This window comes from Streptomyces sp. NPDC002623, assembly GCF_053592635.1.
On record NZ_JBSFWB010000007.1, the window covers coordinates 55,477 to 77,798 of the forward strand.

At 70.6% G+C, this 22,322-nt stretch carries 22 protein-coding genes; 12 read left to right on the plus strand and 10 right to left on the minus strand.

The window, feature by feature from the left end; translation table 11 throughout:
- Window positions 1-236: 236 nt before the first annotated feature.
- Together mshA and ACWD4O_RS14565 are read left to right on the plus strand one after the other, a co-directional pair.
- The gene (gene mshA, locus ACWD4O_RS14560; RefSeq protein WP_451280039.1) at window positions 237-1,574 is read left to right on the plus strand and encodes a D-inositol-3-phosphate glycosyltransferase; all 1,338 of its coding nucleotides are present in this window, start codon (window positions 237-239) and stop codon (window positions 1,572-1,574) included.
- Window positions 1,567-2,070, plus strand: a complete 504-nt coding sequence (locus tag ACWD4O_RS14565; protein WP_451280040.1) for a YbjN domain-containing protein — start codon at window positions 1,567-1,569, stop codon at window positions 2,068-2,070. Before mshA ends, ACWD4O_RS14565 begins: the two co-directional genes overlap by 8 nt.
- Window positions 2,071-2,196: 126 nt before the next feature.
- Here the strand turns inward: ACWD4O_RS14565 and ACWD4O_RS14570 are convergent, their stop codons facing one another.
- On the minus strand, window positions 2,197-2,697 hold the full coding sequence (locus ACWD4O_RS14570) for a hypothetical protein (RefSeq protein ID WP_451280041.1): 501 nt from the start codon (window positions 2,695-2,697) through the stop codon (window positions 2,197-2,199).
- A gap of 24 nt (window positions 2,698-2,721) precedes the next feature.
- Entirely contained in the window at window positions 2,722-3,555 is an 834-nt protein-coding gene (locus ACWD4O_RS14575; protein ID WP_451280042.1) for an AraC family transcriptional regulator, read from the minus strand.
- Window positions 3,556-3,604: 49 nt separating this feature from the next.
- Here ACWD4O_RS14575 and ACWD4O_RS14580 point away from each other — a divergent pair, with 49 nt between their 5' ends.
- The gene (locus ACWD4O_RS14580; protein WP_451280043.1) at window positions 3,605-4,036 is read left to right on the plus strand and encodes a DUF2000 family protein; all 432 of its coding nucleotides are present in this window, start codon (window positions 3,605-3,607) and stop codon (window positions 4,034-4,036) included.
- Between the two features lie 36 nt (window positions 4,037-4,072).
- Here the strand turns inward: ACWD4O_RS14580 and ACWD4O_RS14585 are convergent, their stop codons facing one another.
- Window positions 4,073-5,410 (minus strand): MDR family MFS transporter, encoded by a 1,338-nt coding sequence (locus ACWD4O_RS14585; RefSeq protein WP_451280044.1) that lies wholly within the window; start codon window positions 5,408-5,410, stop codon window positions 4,073-4,075.
- Window positions 5,411-5,585: 175 nt separating this feature from the next.
- Here ACWD4O_RS14585 and ACWD4O_RS14590 point away from each other — a divergent pair, with 175 nt between their 5' ends.
- Window positions 5,586-6,347, plus strand: coding sequence for a phosphoglyceromutase (locus ACWD4O_RS14590; RefSeq protein WP_451280045.1), 762 nt, complete (start codon window positions 5,586-5,588; stop codon window positions 6,345-6,347).
- Between the two features lie 126 nt (window positions 6,348-6,473).
- Here the strand turns inward: ACWD4O_RS14590 and ACWD4O_RS14595 are convergent, their stop codons facing one another.
- The 6 genes from ACWD4O_RS14595 to phoU all read right to left on the minus strand — a co-directional run bounded on the left by ACWD4O_RS14595 (window position 6,474) and on the right by phoU (window position 12,039).
- Complete coding sequence (locus ACWD4O_RS14595; protein ID WP_451280046.1) at window positions 6,474-7,760, minus strand: hypothetical protein; 1,287 nt, start codon at window positions 7,758-7,760, stop codon at window positions 6,474-6,476.
- 136 nt (window positions 7,761-7,896) lie between these two features.
- Window positions 7,897-9,588 (minus strand): FAD-dependent monooxygenase, encoded by a 1,692-nt coding sequence (locus ACWD4O_RS14600; RefSeq protein WP_451280047.1) that lies wholly within the window; start codon window positions 9,586-9,588, stop codon window positions 7,897-7,899.
- Between the two features lie 110 nt (window positions 9,589-9,698).
- Window positions 9,699-10,046 (minus strand): winged helix-turn-helix domain-containing protein, encoded by a 348-nt coding sequence (locus ACWD4O_RS14605; RefSeq protein WP_451280048.1) that lies wholly within the window; start codon window positions 10,044-10,046, stop codon window positions 9,699-9,701.
- Window positions 10,043-10,894 carry a hypothetical protein gene (locus ACWD4O_RS14610; RefSeq protein WP_451280049.1) on the minus strand — a complete coding sequence of 284 codons (852 nt, stop codon included), beginning with the start codon at window positions 10,892-10,894 and terminating at the stop codon, window positions 10,043-10,045. Before ACWD4O_RS14610 ends, ACWD4O_RS14605 begins: the two co-directional genes overlap by 4 nt.
- Window positions 10,895-11,066: 172 nt before the next feature.
- Window positions 11,067-11,225 (minus strand): hypothetical protein, encoded by a 159-nt coding sequence (locus ACWD4O_RS14615; protein ID WP_450948406.1) that lies wholly within the window; start codon window positions 11,223-11,225, stop codon window positions 11,067-11,069.
- 100 nt (window positions 11,226-11,325) lie between these two features.
- Window positions 11,326-12,039 (minus strand): phosphate signaling complex protein PhoU, encoded by a 714-nt coding sequence (gene phoU / locus ACWD4O_RS14620; protein WP_451280050.1) that lies wholly within the window; start codon window positions 12,037-12,039, stop codon window positions 11,326-11,328.
- Window positions 12,040-12,342: 303 nt separating this feature from the next.
- On the opposite strand from phoU, the gene ACWD4O_RS14625 reads away from it, so the two are divergent.
- Window positions 12,343-13,668, plus strand: a complete 1,326-nt coding sequence (locus ACWD4O_RS14625) for a sensor histidine kinase (protein ID WP_451280051.1) — start codon at window positions 12,343-12,345, stop codon at window positions 13,666-13,668.
- Entirely contained in the window at window positions 13,665-14,345 is a 681-nt protein-coding gene (locus tag ACWD4O_RS14630; RefSeq protein WP_009340348.1) for a response regulator transcription factor, read from the plus strand. The genes ACWD4O_RS14625 and ACWD4O_RS14630 overlap by 4 nt, the downstream gene beginning before the upstream one ends.
- A gap of 94 nt (window positions 14,346-14,439) precedes the next feature.
- Here ACWD4O_RS14630 and ACWD4O_RS14635 read toward each other — a convergent pair whose 3' ends face one another.
- A complete protein-coding gene (locus tag ACWD4O_RS14635) occupies window positions 14,440-15,108 on the minus strand; it encodes a DUF461 domain-containing protein (protein WP_451280052.1) in 669 nt (222 codons plus the stop codon).
- A 652-nt stretch (window positions 15,109-15,760) separates the two neighbouring features.
- Between ACWD4O_RS14635 and ACWD4O_RS14640 the strand changes: the two genes are divergently transcribed.
- The 6 genes from ACWD4O_RS14640 to ACWD4O_RS14665 all read left to right on the plus strand — a co-directional run bounded on the left by ACWD4O_RS14640 (window position 15,761) and on the right by ACWD4O_RS14665 (window position 22,297).
- A complete protein-coding gene (locus tag ACWD4O_RS14640; protein ID WP_003953493.1) occupies window positions 15,761-16,243 on the plus strand; it encodes a CarD family transcriptional regulator in 483 nt (160 codons plus the stop codon).
- 344 nt (window positions 16,244-16,587) lie between these two features.
- Window positions 16,588-17,340 (plus strand): 2-C-methyl-D-erythritol 4-phosphate cytidylyltransferase, encoded by a 753-nt coding sequence (ispD, locus tag ACWD4O_RS14645; RefSeq protein WP_451280053.1) that lies wholly within the window; start codon window positions 16,588-16,590, stop codon window positions 17,338-17,340.
- Entirely contained in the window at window positions 17,330-17,821 is a 492-nt protein-coding gene (ispF, locus tag ACWD4O_RS14650; RefSeq protein ID WP_451280054.1) for a 2-C-methyl-D-erythritol 2,4-cyclodiphosphate synthase, read from the plus strand. Before ispD ends, ispF begins: the two co-directional genes overlap by 11 nt.
- 140 nt (window positions 17,822-17,961) lie before the next feature.
- Window positions 17,962-19,362, plus strand: a complete 1,401-nt coding sequence (gene cysS, locus ACWD4O_RS14655; protein WP_358803654.1) for a cysteine--tRNA ligase — start codon at window positions 17,962-17,964, stop codon at window positions 19,360-19,362.
- 124 nt (window positions 19,363-19,486) lie between these two features.
- Window positions 19,487-20,428 (plus strand): 23S rRNA (guanosine(2251)-2'-O)-methyltransferase RlmB, encoded by a 942-nt coding sequence (gene rlmB / locus ACWD4O_RS14660; RefSeq protein ID WP_451280055.1) that lies wholly within the window; start codon window positions 19,487-19,489, stop codon window positions 20,426-20,428.
- Between the two features lie 165 nt (window positions 20,429-20,593).
- Complete coding sequence (locus ACWD4O_RS14665; RefSeq protein WP_451280056.1) at window positions 20,594-22,297, plus strand: DoxX family membrane protein; 1,704 nt, start codon at window positions 20,594-20,596, stop codon at window positions 22,295-22,297.
- Window positions 22,298-22,322: the final 25 nt, after the last annotated feature.

The window sequence follows — 22,322 nt, forward strand, 5'->3', positions numbered from 1 at the left end:
GAGGGTATGCGGTGCCCGCGACCCCAGCCCAAAGCCGTCGCGCAAGGCATGGCACTGCAGTAAGGCGTTGCAACGCAGAAGCGCATCGAACGGTTGAGCGAAATTGGGTAACGGCTGAGCAAAAACCGTCCATTTTCGAAACCGACCGGAATGGGAACGCCTTCCTCCGGCGTTGCACCCCCCTGGAGGGCCCCACCCCCTCCTTCCGGCATGCCCGCAGCAAGGAGGAACGCCACGTGAGCCAGTACGTCAACAGGCTCGGGCGTCGCTCTACGGCGGCCCCCTCGCGGCTGAGGCTCCACCGCCGCCCCCGCCGCGTCGCGATGCTCTCCGTGCACACCTCTCCGCTCCACCAGCCCGGCACCGGCGACGCCGGCGGCATGAACGTCTACATCGTCGAGCTCGCGCAGCGCCTCGCCGCGATCAACATCGAGGTGGAGATCTTCACGCGCGCGACCACCGGCGGCCTCCCGCCGACCGTCGAGCTGGCCCCCGGAGTCCTCGTCCGGCACATCGACGCGGGTCCCTACGAGGGCCTCGCCAAGGAGGACCTCCCCGCCCAGCTGTGCGCCTTCACCCACGGCGTGATGCAGGCGTGGGCCGGCCACCGCCCCGGCTACTACGACCTCGTCCACTCGCACTACTGGCTCTCCGGCCACGTCGGCTGGCTGGCCGCCCAGCGCTGGGGCGCCCCCCTGGTGCACGCCATGCACACGATGGCCAAGGTCAAGAACGCGGCGCTCGCCGAGGGCGACACCCCCGAGCCCGCCGCCCGCGTCATCGGCGAGACCCAGATCGTCGTCGCCGCCGACCGCCTCATCGCCAACACGGCGGAGGAGGCCGACGAACTCGTCCGGCACTACCACGCCGAGCCCGGCAAGGTCGCCGTGGTGCACCCCGGCGTCAACCTCGACCGCTTCCGCCCCGCGGACGGCCGGGCCGCCGCCCGTGCCCGCCTCGACCTCCCCCAGGACGCCCTGATCCCCCTCTTCGCGGGCCGCATCCAGCCCCTGAAGGCGCCGGACATCCTCCTGCGCGCGGTCGCCGTCCTGCTCGACGAGCGCCCCGAGCTCCGCTCCCGCATCGTCGTGCCGATCGTCGGCGGGCCCAGCGGCAGCGGCCTCGCCAAGCCGGAAGGGCTGCAGAAGCTGGCCGCGCGGCTCGGCATCGCCGACGTCGTACGGTTCCGCCCGCCGGTCGGCCAGGACCAGCTCGCGGACTGGTTCCGGGCAGCCTCCCTGCTGGTCGTCCCCTCCTACAGCGAGTCCTTCGGCCTGGTCGCCATAGAGGCGCAGGCGGCCGGCACCCCGGTGCTCGCCGCCGCCGTCGGCGGGCTCCCGGTGGCCGTCCGGGACGGCGAGACGGGCTTCCTGGTGCAGGGCCATGAACCGGCCGGCTACGCGCGCGTGCTCGAGCGTTTCGCCGACGGCCCCGAACTCCCCGCCCGCATGGGCGCGGCCGCCGCCGCGCACGCCCAGTCCTTCGGCTGGGACACCGCGGCCGCCGCCACCGCCGACGTCTACGCGGCCGCGGCCCAGTCCCACCGCCGTCGCGTACGCTCCGAGCATGGGTGAGGCGGAGAGGCCGACCGCGCAGGTCGTCGAGGGTTTCCTGAAGGACGCGGAGCTGGAGTGGGAGAGCCCAGCGCCCGGCAACTACGTGGTCCAGCTGCCCGGCACCCGCAAACTCAAGACGACCGTCTCCCTCATCGTCGGCCGTCACTCCCTCTCCCTGAACGCCTTCGTCGTCCGCCACCCGGACGAGAACGAGCCCGCCGTCCACCGCTGGCTCCTGGAACGCAACCTCAAGCTGTACGGCGTGAGTTACGCCGTCGACCGGCTCGGCGACGTCTACGTCACCGCCCGCCTCCCCCTCGCCGCGATCACCGCCGACGAGATCGACCGGCTCATGGGCCAGGTCCTGGAGGCCGCCGACGGCGCGTTCAACACCCTTCTGGAGCTCGGTTTCGCGACCGCCATCCGCCGGGAGTACGAGTGGCGCGTCTCCCGGGGCGAGTCGACCCGCAACCTGGACGCGTTCGCCCACCTGACCCAGCGCCCGACGGACTGACGCCCGGCCGACCCCGGACTGACGCCGGACCGCCCGACGGACTGACCCCGGGCCGGCCGACGGCCCGGGATCAGGTCACGCCTCGTGGTGAACCGGTCAGGACCGGTCAGGACCGGTCGGGACGGGTCAGGACGGATTGTCCGGGTCGGCAGGGCCGGTGGCGGGCGGGGCGGACGGGTCGGCCGGGTCGAGCTGGTCGGCGAAGGCCCGCAGGGCGTCGGCCAGATCCTCCTTGGTGGGCAGCTCGTCCACCTTCGCGTCGAGCTCGGTGATGCGCCGGTTGATCTCGTCCAGGTCGACCGGCGGGGTGGTGGGCGTGGACGGGGTCTCGCTCGCGTCCGGGTCCTCGCCGCCGGTGGAGCCGTCGGTGGTGCCCACACTGGTCCCGCCGTCGGTGCCCCCGCTGCCCCCGGGGTCGGCCGGCACCTCGGAGACCGACGCGCTCGCCGAGGCCGTCGGCACGGGGACGGGCTCGTCGTCCGCCGAGTCGGCCGCGAGGGCGACTCCGACGCTCAGAGCCACCAGGGCCGCCGCCCCCGCGACGGCGGCCGAGATCCGTCCGACGCGAAGCGCCCCACGGCCCGATCTGTTCGATATCCCAGTCGTCTCATCCGTGTTCATGTCCATGGCGGCGACGCTAGCGGCCGTCGATCACCGGACGGAGGACTTCCGACGATCTCCGTACCGCCCCGGCGTGACCCCCACCAACCTCCGGAAATGCCGGGTGAGATGAGCCTGGTCGTAGAACCCGGCCGCCACCGCGACGGCACCCGGCGGCCGGCCGTCGAGCAGCAGTCTGCGGGCGAGGTCGACGCGGCGCGCGGTGAGGTACTGGTGCGGTGCGATGCCGTACGCCGAGCTGAACGCCCGTACGAGATGGGCCGGATGAGCCTGCACCAGTGCGGCCGCCTCCTCCAACGCGAGTCCTTGGACCACGCGTTCGTCGAGCAGCTCCCGCAGTCGGCGGGCGAGGACGGGATCGGGGCGCGGGGGACCGGTGCGCTCCCGGGCCCGCGGCGGGGACTGCCGATGGGAGTGCAGATGGTCCCGCAGCCGCTCGCCGATCAGCGTCAGCCGGCTGCCGGCCTCCAACTCGTCGCCGGGCCGGGCGAGCGCGGAGTGCAACTGCCCGACCCGCCGCCGCAGCACGGGATCACGCAGGTCGGGCGCGTCGACGGCGGCCCCGATCAGTTCCTCGCCGAGCACGTCGGAGTCGAGGTACAGGACCCGCTTGCGGAAGCCCTGCGAGGTGGCCGGTGAGCCGTTGTGCGGCACCTGCGGCGGCAACAGGGTCACCGTGTCGTGCGGCGTCCCGTGCTCGTGCCGGTCGAGGTCGTACCGCACCGCGCCGTCGTCGACGATGAGCAGCGTCCACGCCTCATGGACGTGCATCGGGTACGCGTACTCGGTGAAGTGGGCGTGGAAGACCTCCGCGACGCCCCGGACGGCCGGACGCCAGGCGGATACTTCCTGCCGGACTGCCATGCAAAAAACGTACAAGACGGGACCGCGGAACGAACGGCAGTCTCACGGCATGAGCACAAGCACCGACCCCCTTCGCTTCGACACGAAGATCGCCGTCCTGCTGCGCGAGGACCTGGAGACCTGGCAGCGCCTGAACGTCACCGCGTTCCTGGTCAGCGGCCTCGGCACGACCGTCCCCGAGGTGATCGGGGAGCCCTACGAGGACGCGGACGCCGTCGGCTACCTCCCGATGTTCCGCCAGCCGGTACTGGTCTTCGAGGGCACCAAGGAGACGCTGACCGCAGCCCACGCGCGCGTGCTCTCCCGCGCCCTCCCGCGCGCGGTGTTCACCGGCGACCTCTTCACCACCGGCAACGACCACGACAACCGGGCAGCGGTACGCGCGGTGCGCACGTCCGAACTGGACCTGGTCGGCCTGGCGGTGTACGGCCCGAGGAACGCGGTGGACAAGGTGCTGAAGGGCGCGCGGATGCACCCGTGAGCGAGGGGGGCGGCGGCGTGAGCGGGGGCGGGGAGATCAGCCGGTGCCGACCTGTGACTTGGCCGCAGCCGCAGCCGCAGCCGCAGCCGCACGACCGTCGCGGACGTCGCTGACGTCGCTGACGTCGCGGACGTCATCGTCGCTGCTGTCGCCCGCGACGTCGGACTCCTCGTCCGGCAGGCGTCGCATCAGCACCCCGTACCCGATCCCCGCCGCCGTCCCGACGACCGCGCACAGCGCCCACAGCCACTCCGCGCCGAACCGGTCGATGACGAAGCCGGACATCACCGGGGCGACCAGCGAGGCCACCGCCCACGAGAGCGTGTACATGCCCTGGTAGCGGCCGCGACCGTGCGCGGGGGAGAGGCGGACGACGAGCCCGGTCTGGGTCGGCGCGTTGACGATCTCGGCGAGCGTCCACACACAGACGGTGAGCGCGAAGACCCCGACCGACCCGGCGAACGCGGTGAGCCCGAACCCGTACCCCGCGAGGACCGACGAGACGACCAGCAGCCGTCGCGGATCCCGATGCTCGATGAACCGGGTGACGGGGATCTGCAACGCGACGATCAGCACGCCGTTGACGGCGATCGCCATGCCGTAGTCGGCCGGTGTGAACCCGGCCGCGCCCATCGCCACGGGCAGCCCCACGGAACCCTGCTGGAAGACGAGCGCGACGAGGAAGGAGAGTCCGACGACGCCCATGAACCGCCCGTCGCGCAGCACCGTCCCGAGCCCCACGGAGTCCTCCGGCACGGCCTTGTCCGTCCGCACGGGCCGGGACTCGGGCAGCTTGAGGAAGACGACGACCGCGCACGCGAGCGTCATCCCGGCCTCCAGGAGGAACCCGGCGCGGTAGCTGACCTCGGCGATGAACCCGGCGGCCATGGAGGAGACGGCGAACCCGAGGTTGATGGCCCAGTAGTTGAGCGAGAAGGCGCGGACCCGGTCCTCGGGCCGCACGATGTCGGCCATCATCGCCTGCACGGCCGGCCGGGACGCGTTGGAGGCCATCCCGACGAGGAAGGCGACGCCGGCGATGGCGACCGGATGCTCCACGAACCCGAGCAGTGCCACAGCGGCGGCGGTGGAGGTCTGCGCGATGAGCAGCGTGGGCCGCCGTCCGAGCCGGTCCGCCATGACTCCGCCGCCGAGCGATGAGACGACTCCGCCCAGCCCGTGCAGCGAGGCGACGAGCCCGGCGTAGGAGGCGGAGTACCCGCGGTCGAGTGTCAGGTACAGCGCCATGAAGGTGGCGACGAACCCGCCGAGCCGGTTGACGAGGGTGCTGGTCCACAGCCACCAGAACTCCCGGGGCAGCCCGGAGAGGCTCTCACGGACGGCGCGTCTGAGGACGGCGACGGCGGCTGGCATGACGGATCCCCCGGAAAATGTAAGCGGCGCAGACAGCGACCAGAACTTACGAGGAGAGCAGAGGACCGGGCCACTCATTTAACAGATCCGGTCAATCGACGGCGGACCGTGGGCCGGCCGTCCGCAGTACGAGCGGGCGCACAACGGATCGGAGCGGTGGATTACGCTCATACGCATGGCCGACGCACCGTACAAGCTGATCCTCCTCCGCCACGGCGAGAGCGAGTGGAACGCGAAGAACCTGTTCACCGGCTGGGTGGACGTCAACCTGAACGAGAAGGGCGAGAAGGAGGCAGTCCGCGGTGGCGAACTCCTGAAGGACGCCGACCTCCTCCCCGACGTGGTCCACACGTCTCTCCAGAAGCGCGCGATCCGCACGGCGCAGCTCGCGCTCGAATCCGCGGACCGCCACTGGATCCCGGTCCACCGCTCCTGGCGCCTGAACGAGCGCCACTACGGCGCCCTCCAGGGCAAGGACAAGGCGCAGACCCTCGCGGAGTTCGGCGAGGAGCAGTTCATGCTCTGGCGCCGCTCCTACGACACCCCGCCGCCCCCGCTCGCGGACGACTCGGAGTTCTCCCAGTCCGCCGACCCCCGCTACGCCTCCATCCCCCCGGAGCTGCGCCCCCGCACGGAGTGCCTGAAGGACGTCGTCGTCCGCATGCTCCCGTACTGGTACGACGGCATCGTCCCGGACCTCCTGTCCGGCCGCACGGTCCTGGTCGCCGCCCACGGCAACTCGCTCCGCGCCCTGGTCAAGCACCTCGACGGCATCTCCGACGCCGACATCGCGGGCCTGAACATCCCGACGGGCATCCCCCTGGCCTACGAACTCGACGCAGCCTTCAAGCCCCTCACCCCAGGCGGCACCTACCTCGACCCGGACGCGGCAGCGGCGGCGATCGAGGCGGTCAAGAACCAGGGCAAGAAGAAGTAACGCGACACCGGTAAGCCCCCTACCTGCGGATTCCTCGCAGGGCGGGGGCTTTTTGGTGGGACCGGGCCGTCAGGCGTCGCAGGCCCGGCGCCACTTGTAGGTCTCCGTCACGACTGCGTCCGGGCTTCAGTTCAGGAGTTGTTGCACCGTTTTCTGTGTTCGTCCACTCGGGGAGTGGTCGAGGCCGTACGCGGCGGTCAGCTGTTGAGTTTCAGCGGGATCGGGCTTGATGTCGACCCTGTCTGCCGGGCTGACTTTGGCCACGAGGTATGGCCCGAACCAAGTCTTGTCCGGCTCTTCGAGGACCCACCAAAGGGTGGCGTACCTGGCCTTGCGAGTGTGTTCAAGAAATGTGTTGCTGTGGACAATGCGCGACTGGTACCTCAATGTCTCGGTACCGAGATTTGCGACCCATGGCGGAGCCGATCCCACGTCACGGTGGCTCGCGTCTGTATGCCATGAATTCCGTCCCGATCGTGCGTACTCGTCGCTGGTCAGTACGACTCTGTCTGCCCGCAGGTAAACCATGTCGGCGGTAGCGTTTATCGCTTCGTAGGATGCGCTTTCAGGGAATTGCACAAGGCTGTCCGTCGCGACTTCCGTCCCGGGGTCGAGCTTGCGGCCCACGCGCATGAACCGTCCCTGGGCGAGTAGGTTGTACTTCTTCTTCCGCTCGTCCGCGTACCGAAGCAGAATGGCTTGGCCGTCGCTGATGTCCTGCAGCCAGTCCTGCTTGGTCCGGGGGACGTCGGTGGCGATGGGGCCTCTGGCCGACACCTGGAAGAGAGAGCCCAGGGCGTAGACGGTCACGGATCCGGTGTTCTTCGATCGCAGGCGGACCGGCAGCGTCACCCTTCCATTCTTGATGTGGGCCTTCCCCAGCTCGACTGTGGTGGAGACGGATGCTGGTGTGCTGTACGGCTGGTAGATCTGCGCGTACCCGAAATTGACGGCTGCGGCCAAAGTGGTGAGGAGCGCTCCGATGGCCAGCGATTTGGGCCTCGGAAGCTCGATTTGCTGATGCTGATGCTGCGTGTAGAGAAAAGCGAGGGACAAGAGTGACGCCATGCTCAGAAGCAGCCAGACCCACAGGTAGGGCGTGTAACTCCAGCTCTCAGCCTGCAGAGCGAGCAACGTGAAGTTGACAAGCATGGATATGGCTATGGCGACTACCACCGTGGTTCCCGCGTACCCCGCGAGTCTGGTGCCGGTGGCAAGGTGGTGACAGTACGCGGCGAGCGCTGCCAACTCGATCAACGCCACCAACAGCAGGAGAGCTCCGTTCAGGCGGCCTGCATACGTGAGGGCTCCATTGACGTCCTCGGAACCGAGCCAGATGAATTCAGCGGCGGTGAAGAACAGGGTCGCTATGAGAACCGCGGTCAGTACCCTTTTCGGCGTCATGTCTTCCATGAGAGCCGGTGTCGGGTGGCGCACGCTCCTTGTGCTCGCCCATCTGCATCAAGCTGAGACGGTGCGCAAAAGGATCGGCCGTCGCAACGAGGGGCTCCTCACTCTGCCTGGGTGACGGGCCGCAGCGTACGGACCCTCAGCCGTGGTGTTGCGCCGTCTTCGGCCGGGACCACGTGGTCATGTAGTCGGCCACGGCTGTCGTGGTGGCGGTGAGGGGGAAGCGGGCGGCCAGGTAGCCGTCGGGGCGGATGATGTAGCCGGTCGGGCCGTCGGGGTGGTAGAGGCGGGCGAATTCGGCCGCGGTGTCCCGGTAGGCGGGGACCGGCAGGGTGTCCGGGGCGGTGAGCGTCGGTGCGGATTCGCGGGCGAGGATGACGATCGTCTGCATGCCGGTCGCCGCGGCCTTCGCCGCTTCGGTGGGGTCGGTCGCGTAGAGGAGGAGTACGTGGTCCGGGCGGTCGCGCAGGATGTCCAGCAGCCGCCAGGGGTAGGCGGCCGCAGGGGTGGTCAGGCCGGGGCAGTCGGGGGCGCGGTCGCCGGGTCGGGGGGCGTCGGGCGGGCCGTGGGAGGCGGTGGCCAGGGGGCCGTTCCGGTAGTCGACGAGGAGTTGGGCCTCACGGAGCAGCAGCGTGCGCGGGTCGTCGGGGTCGGTTTCGATGCCCTGGGTGGCGTGGCGGACGGTACGGCCGACGACCTCCTCGCCGACGGGACGGCGCTCCGCGTCGTAGGTGGTGAGGAGGGCGGGACCGGCCTCTCCCCGGAGCACGAGGGCGAGTTTCCAGGCCAGGTTGCACGCGTCCTGGATGCCGGTGTTCATGCCCTGGGCTCCGGTGGGCGGGTGGATGTGGGCGGCGTCGCCCGCGACGAAGACGCGTCCGTCGCCGTAGCGGTCGACGATGCGGTGGCTGATGCGGAAGACGGAGGACCAGCGGAGGCGGGAGAGGGTTGCCGGCCTGGGGGCAAGGCGATCGACGACCGCCTGGAGGTGGTGGAGCTCCGGGGCGCGGTCGGCCTCCAGACCGTGGGCCACGTCATCTCCATCGCCCCCATCGCCCCCATCGCCGTTGCCATCGCCGCCGCCGATACCTGTCTTCTCCGTGGAGAGTTCCGGTGGGACCAGCATCGACATGCGGTAGCGGCCGGTGCCGGGCAGTGGGATGCAGACCAGGACGTCGTCGGTGGCGCCGTCGGCGGTGCGGTGCAGGGAGCGCAGGCCGTAGCCGTGGGGCATGTCCCAGTCGGCCTCGACGTCGCCCAGCATGTACTCCTCGGCGAAGGCCGCCCCCTCGTAGCTGAGGCCCAGCCCCTTGCGCACGGTGCTGTGTGCCCCGTCGCAGCCGATCAGATAGCCGGTCCGGAATTCCTCCTCCGCGCCGGAGGCGGTGCGCAGGCGCGCGGTGACGCCATCGTCGTCCTGGGTGAACGACAGGAGTTCCGTGCCGCGTTCGATGAAGGTGCCGAAGCCGGCGACGTACTCCTCCAGCAGGCGCTCGGTCTCGTACTGCGGCAGCGCGGCGAACTCGTAGGGCACTTCGGGCGGCAGCGTGAGGTCGATGCGCGCCTGCTCCCGGCCGTTGACGTAGATCAGCTGGCCGCGCAACACCGAGGCCGCCTCCAGGACCGGCCGGGCCAGGCCCATCCGGTCCCAGATCTCCAGGGTGCGCGGCTGGATGCCGACGGCCTTCGCGTACGGAAGCCGGGCCGGCAGGCGGTCGACGAGCCGGCAGCGCACCCCGTGCCGACGCAGTTCGGCGGCCGCACTCAGTCCGACGGGTCCGGCCCCCGCGATCAGCACGTCGGTCACGGCGGTTGCGCCGGTGTGTGCCACGGGTGCCTCCCGATGCCGGTGCGGTGCGCGTAGCCCGACGTCCATGGTCACCCCCATGGTCGCCCCCAGGGGCAGGGCCTGCGACCCGGGCCCGTCACCGCGGCGCCAGCTCAGCGACCTTCCAGCCGTTGCACCAGCGCACGCAGGGCCCGCAGCTCCGCTTCCAGGGCCTGGGCGCCCTCGCGGGTGAGGGAGATCCAGGTGCGGGGGCGGCGGCCGGCGTAGCCCTTCTCGATCGTGACGAGGCCGGACTCCTCCAGGACCTTCAGGTGCCGGGAGAGGTTTCCGTCGGTGACGGCCAGCTGCTGTTTCAGGAAGCCGAACTCGACCCGGTCGGCCTCGCGGGCGACGGTGAGGATGCCGAGCCGTACGCGCTGGTGGACGGTGTCGTCCAGCGCCTGGGTCGGGTGGGGCTCCTCATGGCCGTCCCGCACGGCGATCGGCTCCTCGACGCTCATGCGGTGACCGTACCCGCCGGCGCCGTCCGACGGCGGACGAGCGTCCACTCGGCCAGGCCGGCCACCAGCAGGACGGCGGCCAGCAGGAGTGCCTTGGCCTGCGGTCCGTCGGTCCAGCCGGGGTCGGCCGGGTGCAGCCAGGGCAGCCATCCGCTGCCCCAGGACGCGCCGAGGTAACCGGTGAGCAGGAGGGCGTGGACGGCGCCGGCGGTCGTGGCGACCCAGCTGCGTTCGGCCACGCCGAGGGCGAGGAGTCCGACGCCGACCAGATACCAGGGGGAGGCGTAGCTGTTGCTCAGCAGGTCGACCTGCAACGGTCGGTTCCTGCCGAACAGGAACAGCAGCAAGGCCGCCAGGACACCCGCCGTGGCCACGGCGGTGACGCCGGTCCAGCCGCGGCGGCGCGGGACGATGCCGCGACTCTCGCCGCGCAGGCGGTACCAGCGGGCGAAGACGAACCAGGCCAGCGGGAGCAGCGCGAACCACACGCCCCAGGCCGTGAACCGCAGCGCCGCGCCGTCGAACTCGCCCTCCAGACAGGGGGTTCCCGGTTCGTGGACCACGCACAGGCCGGTCAGCTCGGCGTAGGCGAAGTCCGGGTAGGAGGCGACGTTGCGCCCGTGTGCCCCGAAGTTGAAGGCGTACCGGGCGACCGGAGCGGCCGCGAGCGCCAGGAGGCCGAAGCCGAGGAGGGGTACCCATGCGCCGTTCAGCTGCGTACGGGTTCTGGCCCGCAGACCTTCCGCGGTCGCCAGCAGTCCTGCGGCGGTTGCGGTTGCGGTTGCGGTTGTGGTTGCGGATCCGGCTGCGGCTGCGGCTGCGGCTGCGGATGTCGCCGGTTCGCCCATGCTGTGCCCCCTGTTGATCGCCCCTGTTGATCGCCTCGGCCGCATTAACTCTGCAACGCAAAGTACATTGCGGTCAAGAGTGAACTGGCATGGCGACCAGGCATGACGAAGGCCCCGGTGCCGTGATCGGCACCGGGGCCCTTTCAGCCTCGTACGTTCGCTTCGTGCGGCCTCAGCCGCACTGGCAGGGGCCGCCCGACTGACATCCGCAGCCGCACCCGGATCCACAGCCGCACGCGGCGATCAGGGTCAGGTTCCTGATCTCGGCGGGCTGCTCGGTCGGGCGTTCCTGCGTGGGGTCGGGGGTGGGAGCGATGGGGGACTCGGCCATGGGTTCCTCCCGGAGGCGTAGGGCCTGTGCCCATTCCATGCCCGTTCCGCTGGGCGCATCAACGGCGCACAGTGGCTCGCGCACACCCCCCGAAGAGGGTTCAGGCCCCCTCGGCCGCCGTCCCCGTCCCCGCCGGAGCCTGGATGTCCGGCTGGATGTCGGGCTGGAGCTCGTCCGCGTGCTCGCCCGTGACCAGGAAGACCACGCGCTTGGCGACGGCCACCGCGTGGTCGGCGAACCGCTCGTAGTAGCGGCCCAGCAGGGTGACGTCGACGGCCGTCTCGATGCCGTGCTTCCAGCGGTCGTCGATCAGGTGCTGGAAGAGCGTGCGGTGCAGCAGGTCCATGGCGTCGTCGTCGGCCTCCAGCTGGAGCGCCAGGTCGACGTCCTTGGTGATGATGCACTCCGCGGCCTTCGCCATCAGGCGCTGCGCGAGCTGGCCCATCTCCAGGATCGTGGCGTGCAGGTCGTGGGGGATCGTGCGGTTCGGGAAGCGCAGCCGCGCCAGCTTCGCCACATGCTGGGCGAGGTCGCCCGAGCGCTCCAGGTCCGCCGACATCCGCAGCGATGTGACGACTATCCGCAGGTCGGTCGCCACCGGCTGCTGCCGCGCGAGCAGCGCTATCGCGCGGGCCTCCAGGTCGTGCTGCAGCTCGTCGACCTTCTTGTCGGCCTCGATGACGCTCTCGGCCAGCTTCAGATCGGCGTCGAGAATGGCCGTCGTGGCGCGTCCGATGGCCGACCCGACCAACCGGGCCATCTCCACCAGGCTGTCGCCGATCGAGTCCAGTTCCTCGTGGTACGCGTCCCGCATCAGGGTTCCCTCTCGTACGTCGTTCTTGGGGTTCGGCTATCGGCTTCGGGTTCGGCTTCGGGTTCGCTTCCGGGGGCCGGAACCAGCCGCGGAACCAGGTCGGAACCAGCCGTCGGACCGGTGCTGACCGGCCTTGTCACCGGTGCTGCGAACCCCACGGTCCCACGCTCCGCCCCGTACGCGTCGATTTCCGGCACCTCAAATGAACCACCACTGGCTCCAAGGTGAACTCTGGGCGACGAGTGTTCGAGCTCGCACCTCGATGGCTGTGGCCAAGACGGATGCCATGCCTAACCTGGGTGCATGGACGTGAACGCGGCGGTCGCCGCAGCGGCAGCGATCGCCGGGGTGCTCACCGGTGTCATCGCCATGCTGGCGTTCCGCTGGAGCGAGCGGGAGCAGAAGCGCCCCACGCGCACCTCCCTGCACACGGACCCGGTGCTTCCGCCGGGTGTGGACACCGTCCTCTCCGTGCTTCGCTCCTCCGCCGTCGTGCTCGACGAGGCAGACGCCGTCGTCAAGGCCAGCTCAGCCGCGTACGCCCTCGGGCTGGTGCGCGGCGGCCGGCTCAGCGTCGAGCCCATGCTCAAGATGGCCCGGGACACCAGGCGGGACGGCGAGATACGCCAGGTAGAGCTGGACCTTCCCCGGCGCGGAACCGGGCGCGGCGAGGCCCTCGCCGTGTCCGCCAGAGTGGCCCCGCTGGGCTCCCGGCTCGTGCTGCTCCTGGTCGAGGACCTCACCGAGGCCCGGCGTATCGAGGCGGTCCGGCGGGACTTCGTGGCGAACGTCAGCCATGAGCTGAAGACGCCGGTCGGCGCGCTCTCCCTCCTCTCCGAGGCCGTCATGGACGCCTCGGACGATCCGGAGGCGGTGGAGCGGTTCGCCGGCCGTATGCAGATCGAGGCCACCCGGCTGACCAGCCTGGTCCAGGAGCTCATCGACCTGTCGAGGGTCCAGAACGACGATCCCCTCGAGGACGCCGAACCGGTCGGCATCGACGAACTCGTCGCCGAGGCCGTCGACCGCTGCCGGCACCAGGCGGGGACCAAACAGATCACCATGGCCGCCGCCGGCACCGCCGACCTGCGCGTCTGGGGCAACCGGGGCCAGCTGGCCGCGGCCCTCGGCAACCTGGTCGAGAACGCCGTCAACTACTCGCCCGCCCGCACCCGCGTCGGCATAGCCGCACGCAGGATCGGCGCACCGGGCGGGGATCTGATCGAGATCGCCGTGACCGACCAGGGCATCGGCATCTCCGACAAGGACAAGGAGCGCATCTTCGAGCGCTTCTACCGCGTCGACCCCGCCCGCTCCCGGGCCACCGGAGGCACCGGCCTCGGGCTGGCGATCGTCAAGCACGTGGCCGCCTCGCACGGCGGGGAGGTCACGGTGTGGAGCGCCGAGAACCAGGGCTCCACATTCACCCTGCGACTGCCGGAGGCGGCCCCGGCCCGCGACCGCGCGCAGCAGCATCCGGACCCGGACGAGGTCGACGTCGAGGACGCCGGCGACATCGACGAGGTCACCCACTCCTCTCCTCATCCCTCATCCCAGGCATCACCCCGCGCCTCTTCCCCCGATCCGACCGCGTACCAGACGCTTTCCGCCCCGGAGGTCCATCCGTGACCCGAGTGCTCGTCGTCGAGGACGAGGAGTCCTTCTCCGACGCCCTGTCGTACATGCTCCGCAAGGAGGGCTTCGAGGTCGCCATCGCGACCACGGGGCCCGACGGACTGGACGAGTTCGAGCGCAACGGCGCCGATCTCGTCCTCCTCGACCTGATGCTGCCGGGTCTGCCCGGCACGGAGGTGTGCCGTCAGCTGCGCGGCCGCTCCAATGTTCCCGTGATCATGGTGACCGCCAAGGACAGCGAGATCGACAAGGTCGTCGGGCTGGAGATAGGAGCCGACGACTACGTCACCAAGCCCTTCTCCTCCCGCGAGCTGGTCGCCCGCATCCGGGCCGTCCTGCGCCGCCGCGGCGAGCCGGAGGAGGTGACCCCGGCGGCCCTGGAGGCCGGCCCCGTCCGCATGGACGTCGACCGTCACGTCGTCACCGTCTCCGGCTCCAAGGTCGACCTCCCCCTCAAGGAGTTCGACCTCCTGGAGATGCTGCTGCGCAACGCGGGCCGCGTCCTGACCCGCATGCAGCTCATCGACCGGGTCTGGGGCGCCGACTACGTGGGCGACACCAAGACCCTGGACGTCCACGTCAAGCGCCTCCGCGCCAAGATCGAGCCTGACCCTGGAGCGCCCCGCTACCTGGTGACGGTCCGCGGCCTGGGCTACAAGTTCGAGCCGTAAGCCGTGACCGGATCGGTCGGAGAACGTGCGTGAGGGGCGGCACCCTGTGGGCAGGGTGCCGCCCCTCACGCATACGGTCATGCGGTCATACGGCTCAGTGGCCGGCCGCCGCCGTGTCCGAGGAGCTGGGGGAGGCCGTGTCGGACGGGGAGGCCGAGTCGCCCTCGCCGCCTGCCGCCGGGGACTCCGACGTGGTCGCGGACGGCGATTCGGAGGTGCCCTCCGCAGCGCTCTGCGACGCGGTCGGAATCGCGGTCGGACCCCACTTGGAGAAGTAGCTCTCGGCGGGGACGACGAAGGCGCGCAGGCTGACCTCGCCGGTGTCGCTGAAGGTGAAGGTGACCTTCTGCGCATTGCCGTCCTGGACGGCCTCGCTGCTGCTCTCCAGGACCGCGGAGGCGTTGTCCGCGCCGCCGATGACGACCGAGCCGCCGGCCGGGACGGTCAGCTTGCCGTTGCCCGTGGCGGGCTTGAGCTCGGCGGACTTGTCGACGCCGTCGACGCTGATGGACTCCAGCGTCTGGGCGTGGTCGCCGGTGTTGAAGACGGTCGCCGAGATCGCGGCGGGCCCGGTCGACTCCATGTCGGGCTGGGTGATGACGAGGACGTTCTGCAGCTTGATGTCGCCGACACTGGTAGCGGCGTTGTCCGGCTTGATCTCCAGGGTCTGGGAGTCGTTGCCGGCCGCGCAGCCGGCGAGCGAGGCGATCGAGAACGCGATGGCGGAAGCGGCGAAGGCGCCGCGTCGAAGGCTGCTGCTCACGGCGGCGGCAACTCCTTGAACGCACGGGCGGCTTTTCTGTTGATAAAGCCGCTCTAAGGGTCTGTCAGCGGCCTCAGGTTACCGAGCCGTTCGCGCGCCGCCGCACCCGACCCGCCTCTAGAGGGATCCCGGGCCCCGACGGACGCGTCGGCCGCTCTTCGGCACCCCCCGCCCCGACCACCACAAGTGACCCACGAGTCACATCGGCTTCACCTGTCGTCTTCCGTCCCTCTTCCCTCCGGTACGCCATTCACATAAGCGCGCTCGACGTCCGCTCACGGATTTTCCGTGAAGGAATACGAGATCACCCACGGAATTGATCACGGGCCTGGTCGAACAGTCGATGATCAATTCCGGAAACGACTCGTATCCGGCCATGCGCACCGAACGGAGTACCGGAAGTCGCACACCTGGAAGTGGACATATGCGGACGTTCGGCCGTTCGGGCGGGGCTCCGGATGTGTGTAACGTACGCGTTTCACCCCCCTCGGAGAGCCGCTCCGACCTGCGAATACCTGCTTCCACGGACCCTGCGCAGCACGTTCCTGTTAGAGTTGTCAAGCCCCGAGATATGCCCTGACCTGCGAAAACGCCATTCAGAACCCGCAGTTTCCGTGTTACCCTGGATAGCCACGGAAGGGGTACCTGTCACATGACGTTCAAGGTTGGCGACACCGTGGTCTATCCCCATCACGGGGCCGCGCTGATCGAGGCCATCGAAACTCGCCAGATCAAAGGCGTGGACAAGACCTACTTGGTGCTGAAGGTCGCCCAGGGCGACCTGACGGTACGTGTGCCAGCGGACAATGCGGAGTTCGTCGGCGTGCGTGATGTGGTCGGTCAGGACGGGCTGGACCGGGTCTTCGAGGTGCTGCGTGCGCCGTACGCCGAGGAGCCCACGAACTGGTCGCGTCGTTACAAGGCAAATCTGGAGAAGCTCGCCTCCGGCGATGTCATCAAAGTCGCGGAAGTCGTGCGTGACCTGTGGCGTCGTGAGCGCGAGCGCGGACTCTCCGCCGGTGAGAAGCGCATGCTCGCCAAGGCCCGCCAGATCCTGGTGAGCGAGCTCGCTCTCGCGGAGAACACCAACGAGGACAAGGCAGAAGCCCTGCTCGACGAGGTTCTCGCGTCCTGAAGTCGGCCCGAGACCGGCCTCAGCACACCGAAGAACACTGAATGCCGCGGTGCCCGATGACGTATTTCCCGTCGCCGGGCGCTGCGGCATGTTCGTGCTCGCTCACCGCCGTGCGCCCTGCTGCGGCGAAGGTGCTCCCCCGATACCGGTGATCCCGCCCGATACCGGTGATCCCGCGATAACCGGTGATCCCGATACTGGCGATACTGGTCCCTGTACTGCTGTGCCGGGCCCGGGCTGCTGCCTCGACCGGTGCGTCACGGAAGGGTCCGGTCAAGGCGTCGCGCCCGGCACTTCCCAGGCCATACCCACGTAGGCCGAGCACACAAACCTGACAGGAACCGATGTCTGACGATTCACGTCCTTCCCCGGCGTCCGCCCGCACGGCCGCGGTGATTCCGGCCGCCGGCCGGGGTGTCCGCCTCGGTCCGGGCGCCCCCAAAGCGCTCCGCGCGCTGAGCGGCACGCCCATGCTGATCCACGCGGTGCGCGCCCTCGCGGCCTCCCGTGCCGTGTCCCTGGTGGTCGTCGTGGCCCCGCCGGACGGCACGGCCGAGGTGAAGTCGCTGCTGGACGCGCACGCGCTGCCCGAGCGCACCGACTTCCTGGTCGTCCCCGGCGGCGACACCCGCCAGGAGTCCGTGAAGCTGGGCCTGGACGCGCTGCCGCCCGGCCACGACATCGTGCTGGTGCACGACGCGGCCCGGCCGCTGGTCCCCGTGGACACGGTGGACGCCGTCATCGAGGCCGTCCGCGACGGCGCCCCGGCCGTCGTCCCGGCGCTGCCGCTCGCGGACACCGTCAAGGAGGTCGAACCGGCCGCGACCGCCGGCGACCCCGAGCCGGTCGTGGCCACCCCCGAGCGGGCCCGGCTGCGTGCCGTGCAGACCCCGCAGGGTTTCGACCGGGCCACGCTGATCCGCGCCCATGAGACGGTCACGGACAACGTCACCGACGACGCCAGCATGGTGGAGCAGCTCGGCCTGACGGTCGTCGTCGTCCCCGGTCACGAGGAGGCCTTCAAGGTCACCCGCCCCCTCGACCTGGTCCTCGCGGAGGCGGTCCTGGCGCGCAGGAGGCTCAACGATGGCTTCTGAGCCCATGTTGCCGAGGGTCGGCATCGGCACCGACATCCACGCCTTCGAGGAGGGCCGCGAGCTGTGGTGCGCGGGCCTGAAGTGGGAAGGGCAGGGCCCCGGTCTGGCCGGGCACTCCGACGCGGACGTCGTCGCGCACGCCGCCTGCAACGCGCTCTTCTCCGCCGCCGGACTCGGTGACCTGGGGCAGCACTTCGGCACCGGGCGCCCCGAGTGGTCCGGTGCGTCGGGCGTCACGCTGCTCACGGAGGCGGCCCGGATCGTCCGCGCGGCCGGTTTCGTCATCGGCAACATCGCCGTGCAGGTCGTCGGCCCCCGCCCCAAGATCGGCAAGCGCCGCGACGAGGCGCAGCGGATCCTGTCGGAGGCGGCGGGCGCCCCGGTGTCGGTCTCGGGCGCGACGACGGACGGGCTGGGTTTCCCGGGCCGGGACGAGGGACTCATGGCGATCGCCACGGCGTTGGTGGCCCGCACGGGCTGAACCCGGGTGCTCCACCGACGCGAGCCGTGCGAGCCGTGCGACCCGTGCCCCCGTCCCGCCCGTGCGGGGGCATGTCACGAATGTGTGGCCGTGGGGGGAAGGGGCTCGGGGCACTGTCCGACGCCCACTACCCTGGAGTGGTGACTATTCGCCTGTACGACACCAGTGCCCGGCAGATCCGTGACTTCGCCCCGCTGCTGCCGGGTTGTGTCTCGATCTACCTCTGTGGCGCCACCGTGCAGGCGGCCCCGCACATCGGGCACATCCGGTCGGGGCTGAACTTCGACATCATGCGCCGCTGGTTCGCCTACCGCGGCTACGACGTCACGTTCATCCGCAACGTCACCGACATCGACGACAAGATCATCGCCAAGTCGCACGACCAGGGCCGCCCCTGGTGGTCCATCGGCTACGACAACGAGCGGGCGTTCAACGACGGCTACCAGGCCCTCGGTTGCCTCCCGCCGACCTACGAGCCGCGCGCCACCGGGCACGTCCCCGAGATGATCGAGATGATGCGCGGTCTGATCGAGCGCGGTCACGCCTACGAGGCCGACGGCAGCGTCTACTTCGACGTGCGCTCCTTCCCGGGCTATCTCGAACTGTCCAACCAGGACCTGGACGACCTGCGCCAGCCGCCCGAGGAGGGCATCACCGGCAAGCGCGACCCGCGTGACTTCGCGATGTGGAAGGCGACCAAGCCGGGCGAGCCCGACTGGGAGACGCCGTGGGGCCGTGGGCGTCCGGGCTGGCACCTGGAGTGCTCGGCGATGGCGCACAAGTACCTGGGCTCCGCCTTCGACATCCACGGCGGCGGCCTCGACCTGATCTTCCCGCACCACGAGAACGAGATCGCCCAGGCCAAGGCCTACGGCGACGAGTTCGCGCGGTACTGGGTGCACAACGCCTGGGTCACCATGAGCGGCGAGAAGATGTCGAAGTCCCTCGGGAACTCCGTCCTGGTCTCCGAGATGGTCAAGCAGTGGCGTCCGATCGTGCTCCGCTACTACCTGGGCACCCCGCACTACCGCTCGATGATCGAGTACAGCGAGGAGTCGCTGCGCGAGGCCGAGTCGGCGTTCGCGCGGATCGAGGGCTTCGTGCAGCGCGTCGTCGAGAAGGCCGGGGGAGTCGTCGAGCCGGCCGCCGAGGTGCCGCCGGCCTTCGCCGAGGCGATGGACGACGACCTGGGCGTCCCGCAGGCGCTGGCCATCGTGCACACGACGGTCCGGCAGGGGAACTCGGCCCTCGCCGCCGACGACAAGGAAGCCGCCGTGGCCCGGCTCGCCGAGGTCCGCGCCATGCTCGGCGTCCTCGGTCTGGACCCGCTCGACGCGCACTGGGCCGGCGAGGAGAGCCGGGGCGAGGACCTGCACGGCGTGGTCGACAGCCTCGTACGGCTCGTTCTCGACCAGCGCGAGTCGGCCCGCGGGCGCAAGGACTGGGCGACCGCGGACGCCATCCGCGACCAGCTCACCCAGTCCGGCCTGACCATCGAGGACGGCCCGCAGGGCCCGCGCTGGACGCTGGGTCCGCGTTAGGTCCCGACCTTGATCGACTGTGCCGCCCGGCCGTCCGGGCGGCACACTGCATAAGACGACGGCAGACGACAGCAGACGACTGCACCACACACGTACGTACGAAGCTCACGGAGACGAGTCACTCATGGCAGCCAACAACCGCCGCATGTCCGGCAAGAAGGGCGCGCAGGTCGGCAGTGGCGGCCAGCGGCGCCGAGGCCTGGAGGGCAAGGGACCGACCCCGCCCGCCGAGATGCGCAAGGGTCACAAGAAGAACCGCCTCGCCACCTCGAAGGCGAAGCAGGCCGTGCGTCGGCCCGCGCCGCGCGGGCGGGGCGGCAAGGGCACGTCCGAGATGGTCGTCGGCCGCAACCCGGTCGTCGAGGCGCTGCGCGGCGGCGTCCCCGCGACGATGCTCTACGTCCAGCAGTTCATCGACAACGACGAGCGGGTGCGCGAGGCGCTCCAGCTCGCCGGTGAGCGCGGCGGCATCCACCTCATGGAGGCCCCGCGTCCCGAGCTGGACCGGATGACCAACGGCCTCAACCACCAGGGCCTGGTCCTTCAGGTCCCGCCGTACGAGTACGCGCACCCCGAGGACCTGGCCGCAGCGGCCTACGACAACGGCGAGGACCCGCTGATCGTGGCCCTCGACGGGGTGACCGACCCGCGCAACCTGGGCGCCGTCGTCCGCTCCGTCTCCGCGTTCGGCGGCCACGGCGTCGTCGTCCCCGAGCGTCGTGCGGCCGGTATGACGGCCGGCGCGTGGAAGACGTCCGCCGGTACGGCCGCCCGCACCCCGGTCGCCCGCGCGACCAACCTGACCCGGGCCCTGGAGGCCTACAAGAAGGCCGGCATCGTGGTCGTCGGCCTGGCCGCCGACGGCGAGTCCGAGGTCGGTGAACTGGCGGCGCTGGACGGCCCGGTGGTCATCGTCGTGGGCAGCGAGGGCAAGGGCCTGTCGCGACTGGTGGGCGAGACCTGCGACCACCGGGTGCGGATCCCGATGCCGGGCGGGGCGGAATCGCTCAACGCCGGTGTGGCGGCGGGGATCGTGCTGTACGAGGCGGCTCGTCGGCGGGTCTGAGGCCGGTCGGCGGCTCGGCTCGGGGTCTGAACAGCCTGAACGGCCTGAACACGCATGCGGAAGCTCACCCGAATGGGCTAATCCGGGCGGGTAGGGCAACCTTGACGGAGTCCGGACAGATCTGGCGGGTCAAAGCAGTGTCCTAAACACACGTCACTCGGTTAGATGAGTGTGGACACCAGAACACCCCGCACACCCACGGGGGGCCGCTCGTCGGGATTCGATGCCGGATCCGGATTCGATGACGCTCCCGCGCTGAGCATGGTGAAGGTGCCGAGCGATCCGGCGCAGATCATCGTCAGTCACGCGAGCTTCCGCGTGCAGTTGAACGCGTCGGCGCGGCGTAACCAATCCCCGCGGATCGCCCGGCACGTGAGCGCCATCGATGACACCACGCGCATCCCCGTCGTCGGGGCGGCGGGCAGAGGGGGCGCAGCGGGCGCCGCTCCGGGGGGCCGTCGGCGGGCCGTCGTCTGGAGCGGCAAGTCCGCCCCGGACGACACCGGCGCCCACCGGCTGCTGCAGGCCGTGCGGGCAGGCAGTGTCGGCCACGGCGAACCGCCCGTGGCCGACGCCGGAGCCACCCAGGTCATCCCCCGCGTCGACGTCGACGACAGGGGTTACGACGGCGGCCTCGCCGCGCAGACCCTCGAAACCCCCATCGTCGGCGCGCAGCGCGCCCCCGCCGCCGGCGAGAACCGCCTGCTGCCGAACATGCGCACCGTCGGCAGCGCCTACGACGAACCCGCCTACGACGACGCCCAGTTCGAGGACTTCGGCGAGGCGGACGGCGGTCCGCACAGCGGCGCGGACGAAGCCCCGCGCAGCCGCCGGCAGAGCGAGGACCCCGCCCGGCACGCCTACTATCCGGGCCGCCGGATGAACCTCGGCGTGGTCCTGCTCCCGCTGCGCATCTTCCTCGGCTTCATCTCCATCTACGCCGGCATGGGCAAGCTGTGCGACCCCGTCTACTTCGACGGCGGCAAGCGCGGCTCCATGGTGAAGTGGCTGAACACCCTGCACCCGTGGGAAGTCGCCGAGCCGCTGCGCCAGTTCGCCCTGCACCACCCCGTCGGCTCCGGCCTCGTCATCGCCTTCCTGCAGGTCGTCGTGGGCGTGCTCACGGTCCTGGGCTGCTGGCAGCGGGTCGCCGCGGTGGTCGGCGCCGGGCTCTCGGCCGCGCTCATCGTCACCGTCAGCTGGAAGACCGTCCCGGTCTACGACACCCCCGACATCATCTACCTCGCCGCCTGGTCGCCGCTGATCATCGCCGGCGCCCCCGTCTACTCGGTCGACGGCCGTCTCGCCGCCGGCGCCTGGCGCCGACTCGGACCGCGCTCCGACCTGTGGGAGCTGCGCCGTTACGTCCTGCGCCGCGGCGCGCTCGTCACCGCGATCGTCGTCGGTCTGACGCTGCTGGTCGGCTCGCTGCTCGGCGGCGCCGTGCGCGACGCGGACCGGGTGGTCGTGCCCGGCCCGGGCGAGCCTCCGCGCAACGAACTGCCCGGCTCGCCGCTCCCGGAGAAGTCCGGCACGCACACGGCGTCCCGGACGCCGGACGCCGCCACCTCGCCGACCCAGGGCGCCACCTCGGCGGCCCCGACGGCCGGCGCGGACAGCGAGCCCGCCGAGGAGCGGGACTCGGCCGAGACGGAGGACGCCGGCGCGCCCAGCCAGACCCAGGGCACCGCGGGCCAGGCCCCGCCCGAGCAGTCCGCTCCGGTGGAGGAGGCCCCGGCGACCAGTTCCGGCCCCGCGTCGGGCGGCTCGACGAGCAGCTCCGGTGGCGGCGGCTCGACCAGTGGTTCGGACGGCGGCGGATCGTCGTCCCCGGGCCGGCCGGGGCTGGTGGGCGGGTTGCTCGGGTAGGGCGCAGCACGTCTCCGAGCAGACG

What these genes read in the sequence shown, in the direction of transcription:
- ACWD4O_RS14640 (WP_003953493.1), top strand. Translation starts at nt 15,761, where the DNA reads ATGACGTTCAAGGTTGGCGACACCGTGGTCTATCCCCATCACGGGGCC.
- ACWD4O_RS14590 (WP_451280045.1), top strand. Translation starts at nt 5,586, where the DNA reads ATGGCCGACGCACCGTACAAGCTGATCCTCCTCCGCCACGGCGAGAGC.
- rlmB (WP_451280055.1), top strand. Translation starts at nt 19,487, where the DNA reads ATGGCAGCCAACAACCGCCGCATGTCCGGCAAGAAGGGCGCGCAGGTC.
- ACWD4O_RS14605 (WP_451280048.1), bottom strand. Translation starts at nt 10,046, where the DNA reads ATGAGCGTCGAGGAGCCGATCGCCGTGCGGGACGGCCATGAGGAGCCC.
- ACWD4O_RS14585 (WP_451280044.1), bottom strand. Translation starts at nt 5,410, where the DNA reads ATGCCAGCCGCCGTCGCCGTCCTCAGACGCGCCGTCCGTGAGAGCCTC.
- ACWD4O_RS14570 (WP_451280041.1), bottom strand. Translation starts at nt 2,697, where the DNA reads ATGGACATGAACACGGATGAGACGACTGGGATATCGAACAGATCGGGC.
- ACWD4O_RS14610 (WP_451280049.1), bottom strand. Translation starts at nt 10,894, where the DNA reads ATGGGCGAACCGGCGACATCCGCAGCCGCAGCCGCAGCCGCAGCCGGA.
- ispF (WP_451280054.1), top strand. Translation starts at nt 17,330, where the DNA reads ATGGCTTCTGAGCCCATGTTGCCGAGGGTCGGCATCGGCACCGACATC.
- ACWD4O_RS14665 (WP_451280056.1), top strand. Translation starts at nt 20,594, where the DNA reads ATGAGTGTGGACACCAGAACACCCCGCACACCCACGGGGGGCCGCTCG.
- ACWD4O_RS14625 (WP_451280051.1), top strand. Translation starts at nt 12,343, where the DNA reads ATGGACGTGAACGCGGCGGTCGCCGCAGCGGCAGCGATCGCCGGGGTG.
- ACWD4O_RS14580 (WP_451280043.1), top strand. Translation starts at nt 3,605, where the DNA reads ATGAGCACAAGCACCGACCCCCTTCGCTTCGACACGAAGATCGCCGTC.
- ispD (WP_451280053.1), top strand. Translation starts at nt 16,588, where the DNA reads ATGTCTGACGATTCACGTCCTTCCCCGGCGTCCGCCCGCACGGCCGCG.
- ACWD4O_RS14565 (WP_451280040.1), top strand. Translation starts at nt 1,567, where the DNA reads ATGGGTGAGGCGGAGAGGCCGACCGCGCAGGTCGTCGAGGGTTTCCTG.
- ACWD4O_RS14595 (WP_451280046.1), bottom strand. Translation starts at nt 7,760, where the DNA reads ATGGAAGACATGACGCCGAAAAGGGTACTGACCGCGGTTCTCATAGCG.
- ACWD4O_RS14575 (WP_451280042.1), bottom strand. Translation starts at nt 3,555, where the DNA reads ATGGCAGTCCGGCAGGAAGTATCCGCCTGGCGTCCGGCCGTCCGGGGC.
- phoU (WP_451280050.1), bottom strand. Translation starts at nt 12,039, where the DNA reads ATGCGGGACGCGTACCACGAGGAACTGGACTCGATCGGCGACAGCCTG.
- ACWD4O_RS14615 (WP_450948406.1), bottom strand. Translation starts at nt 11,225, where the DNA reads ATGGCCGAGTCCCCCATCGCTCCCACCCCCGACCCCACGCAGGAACGC.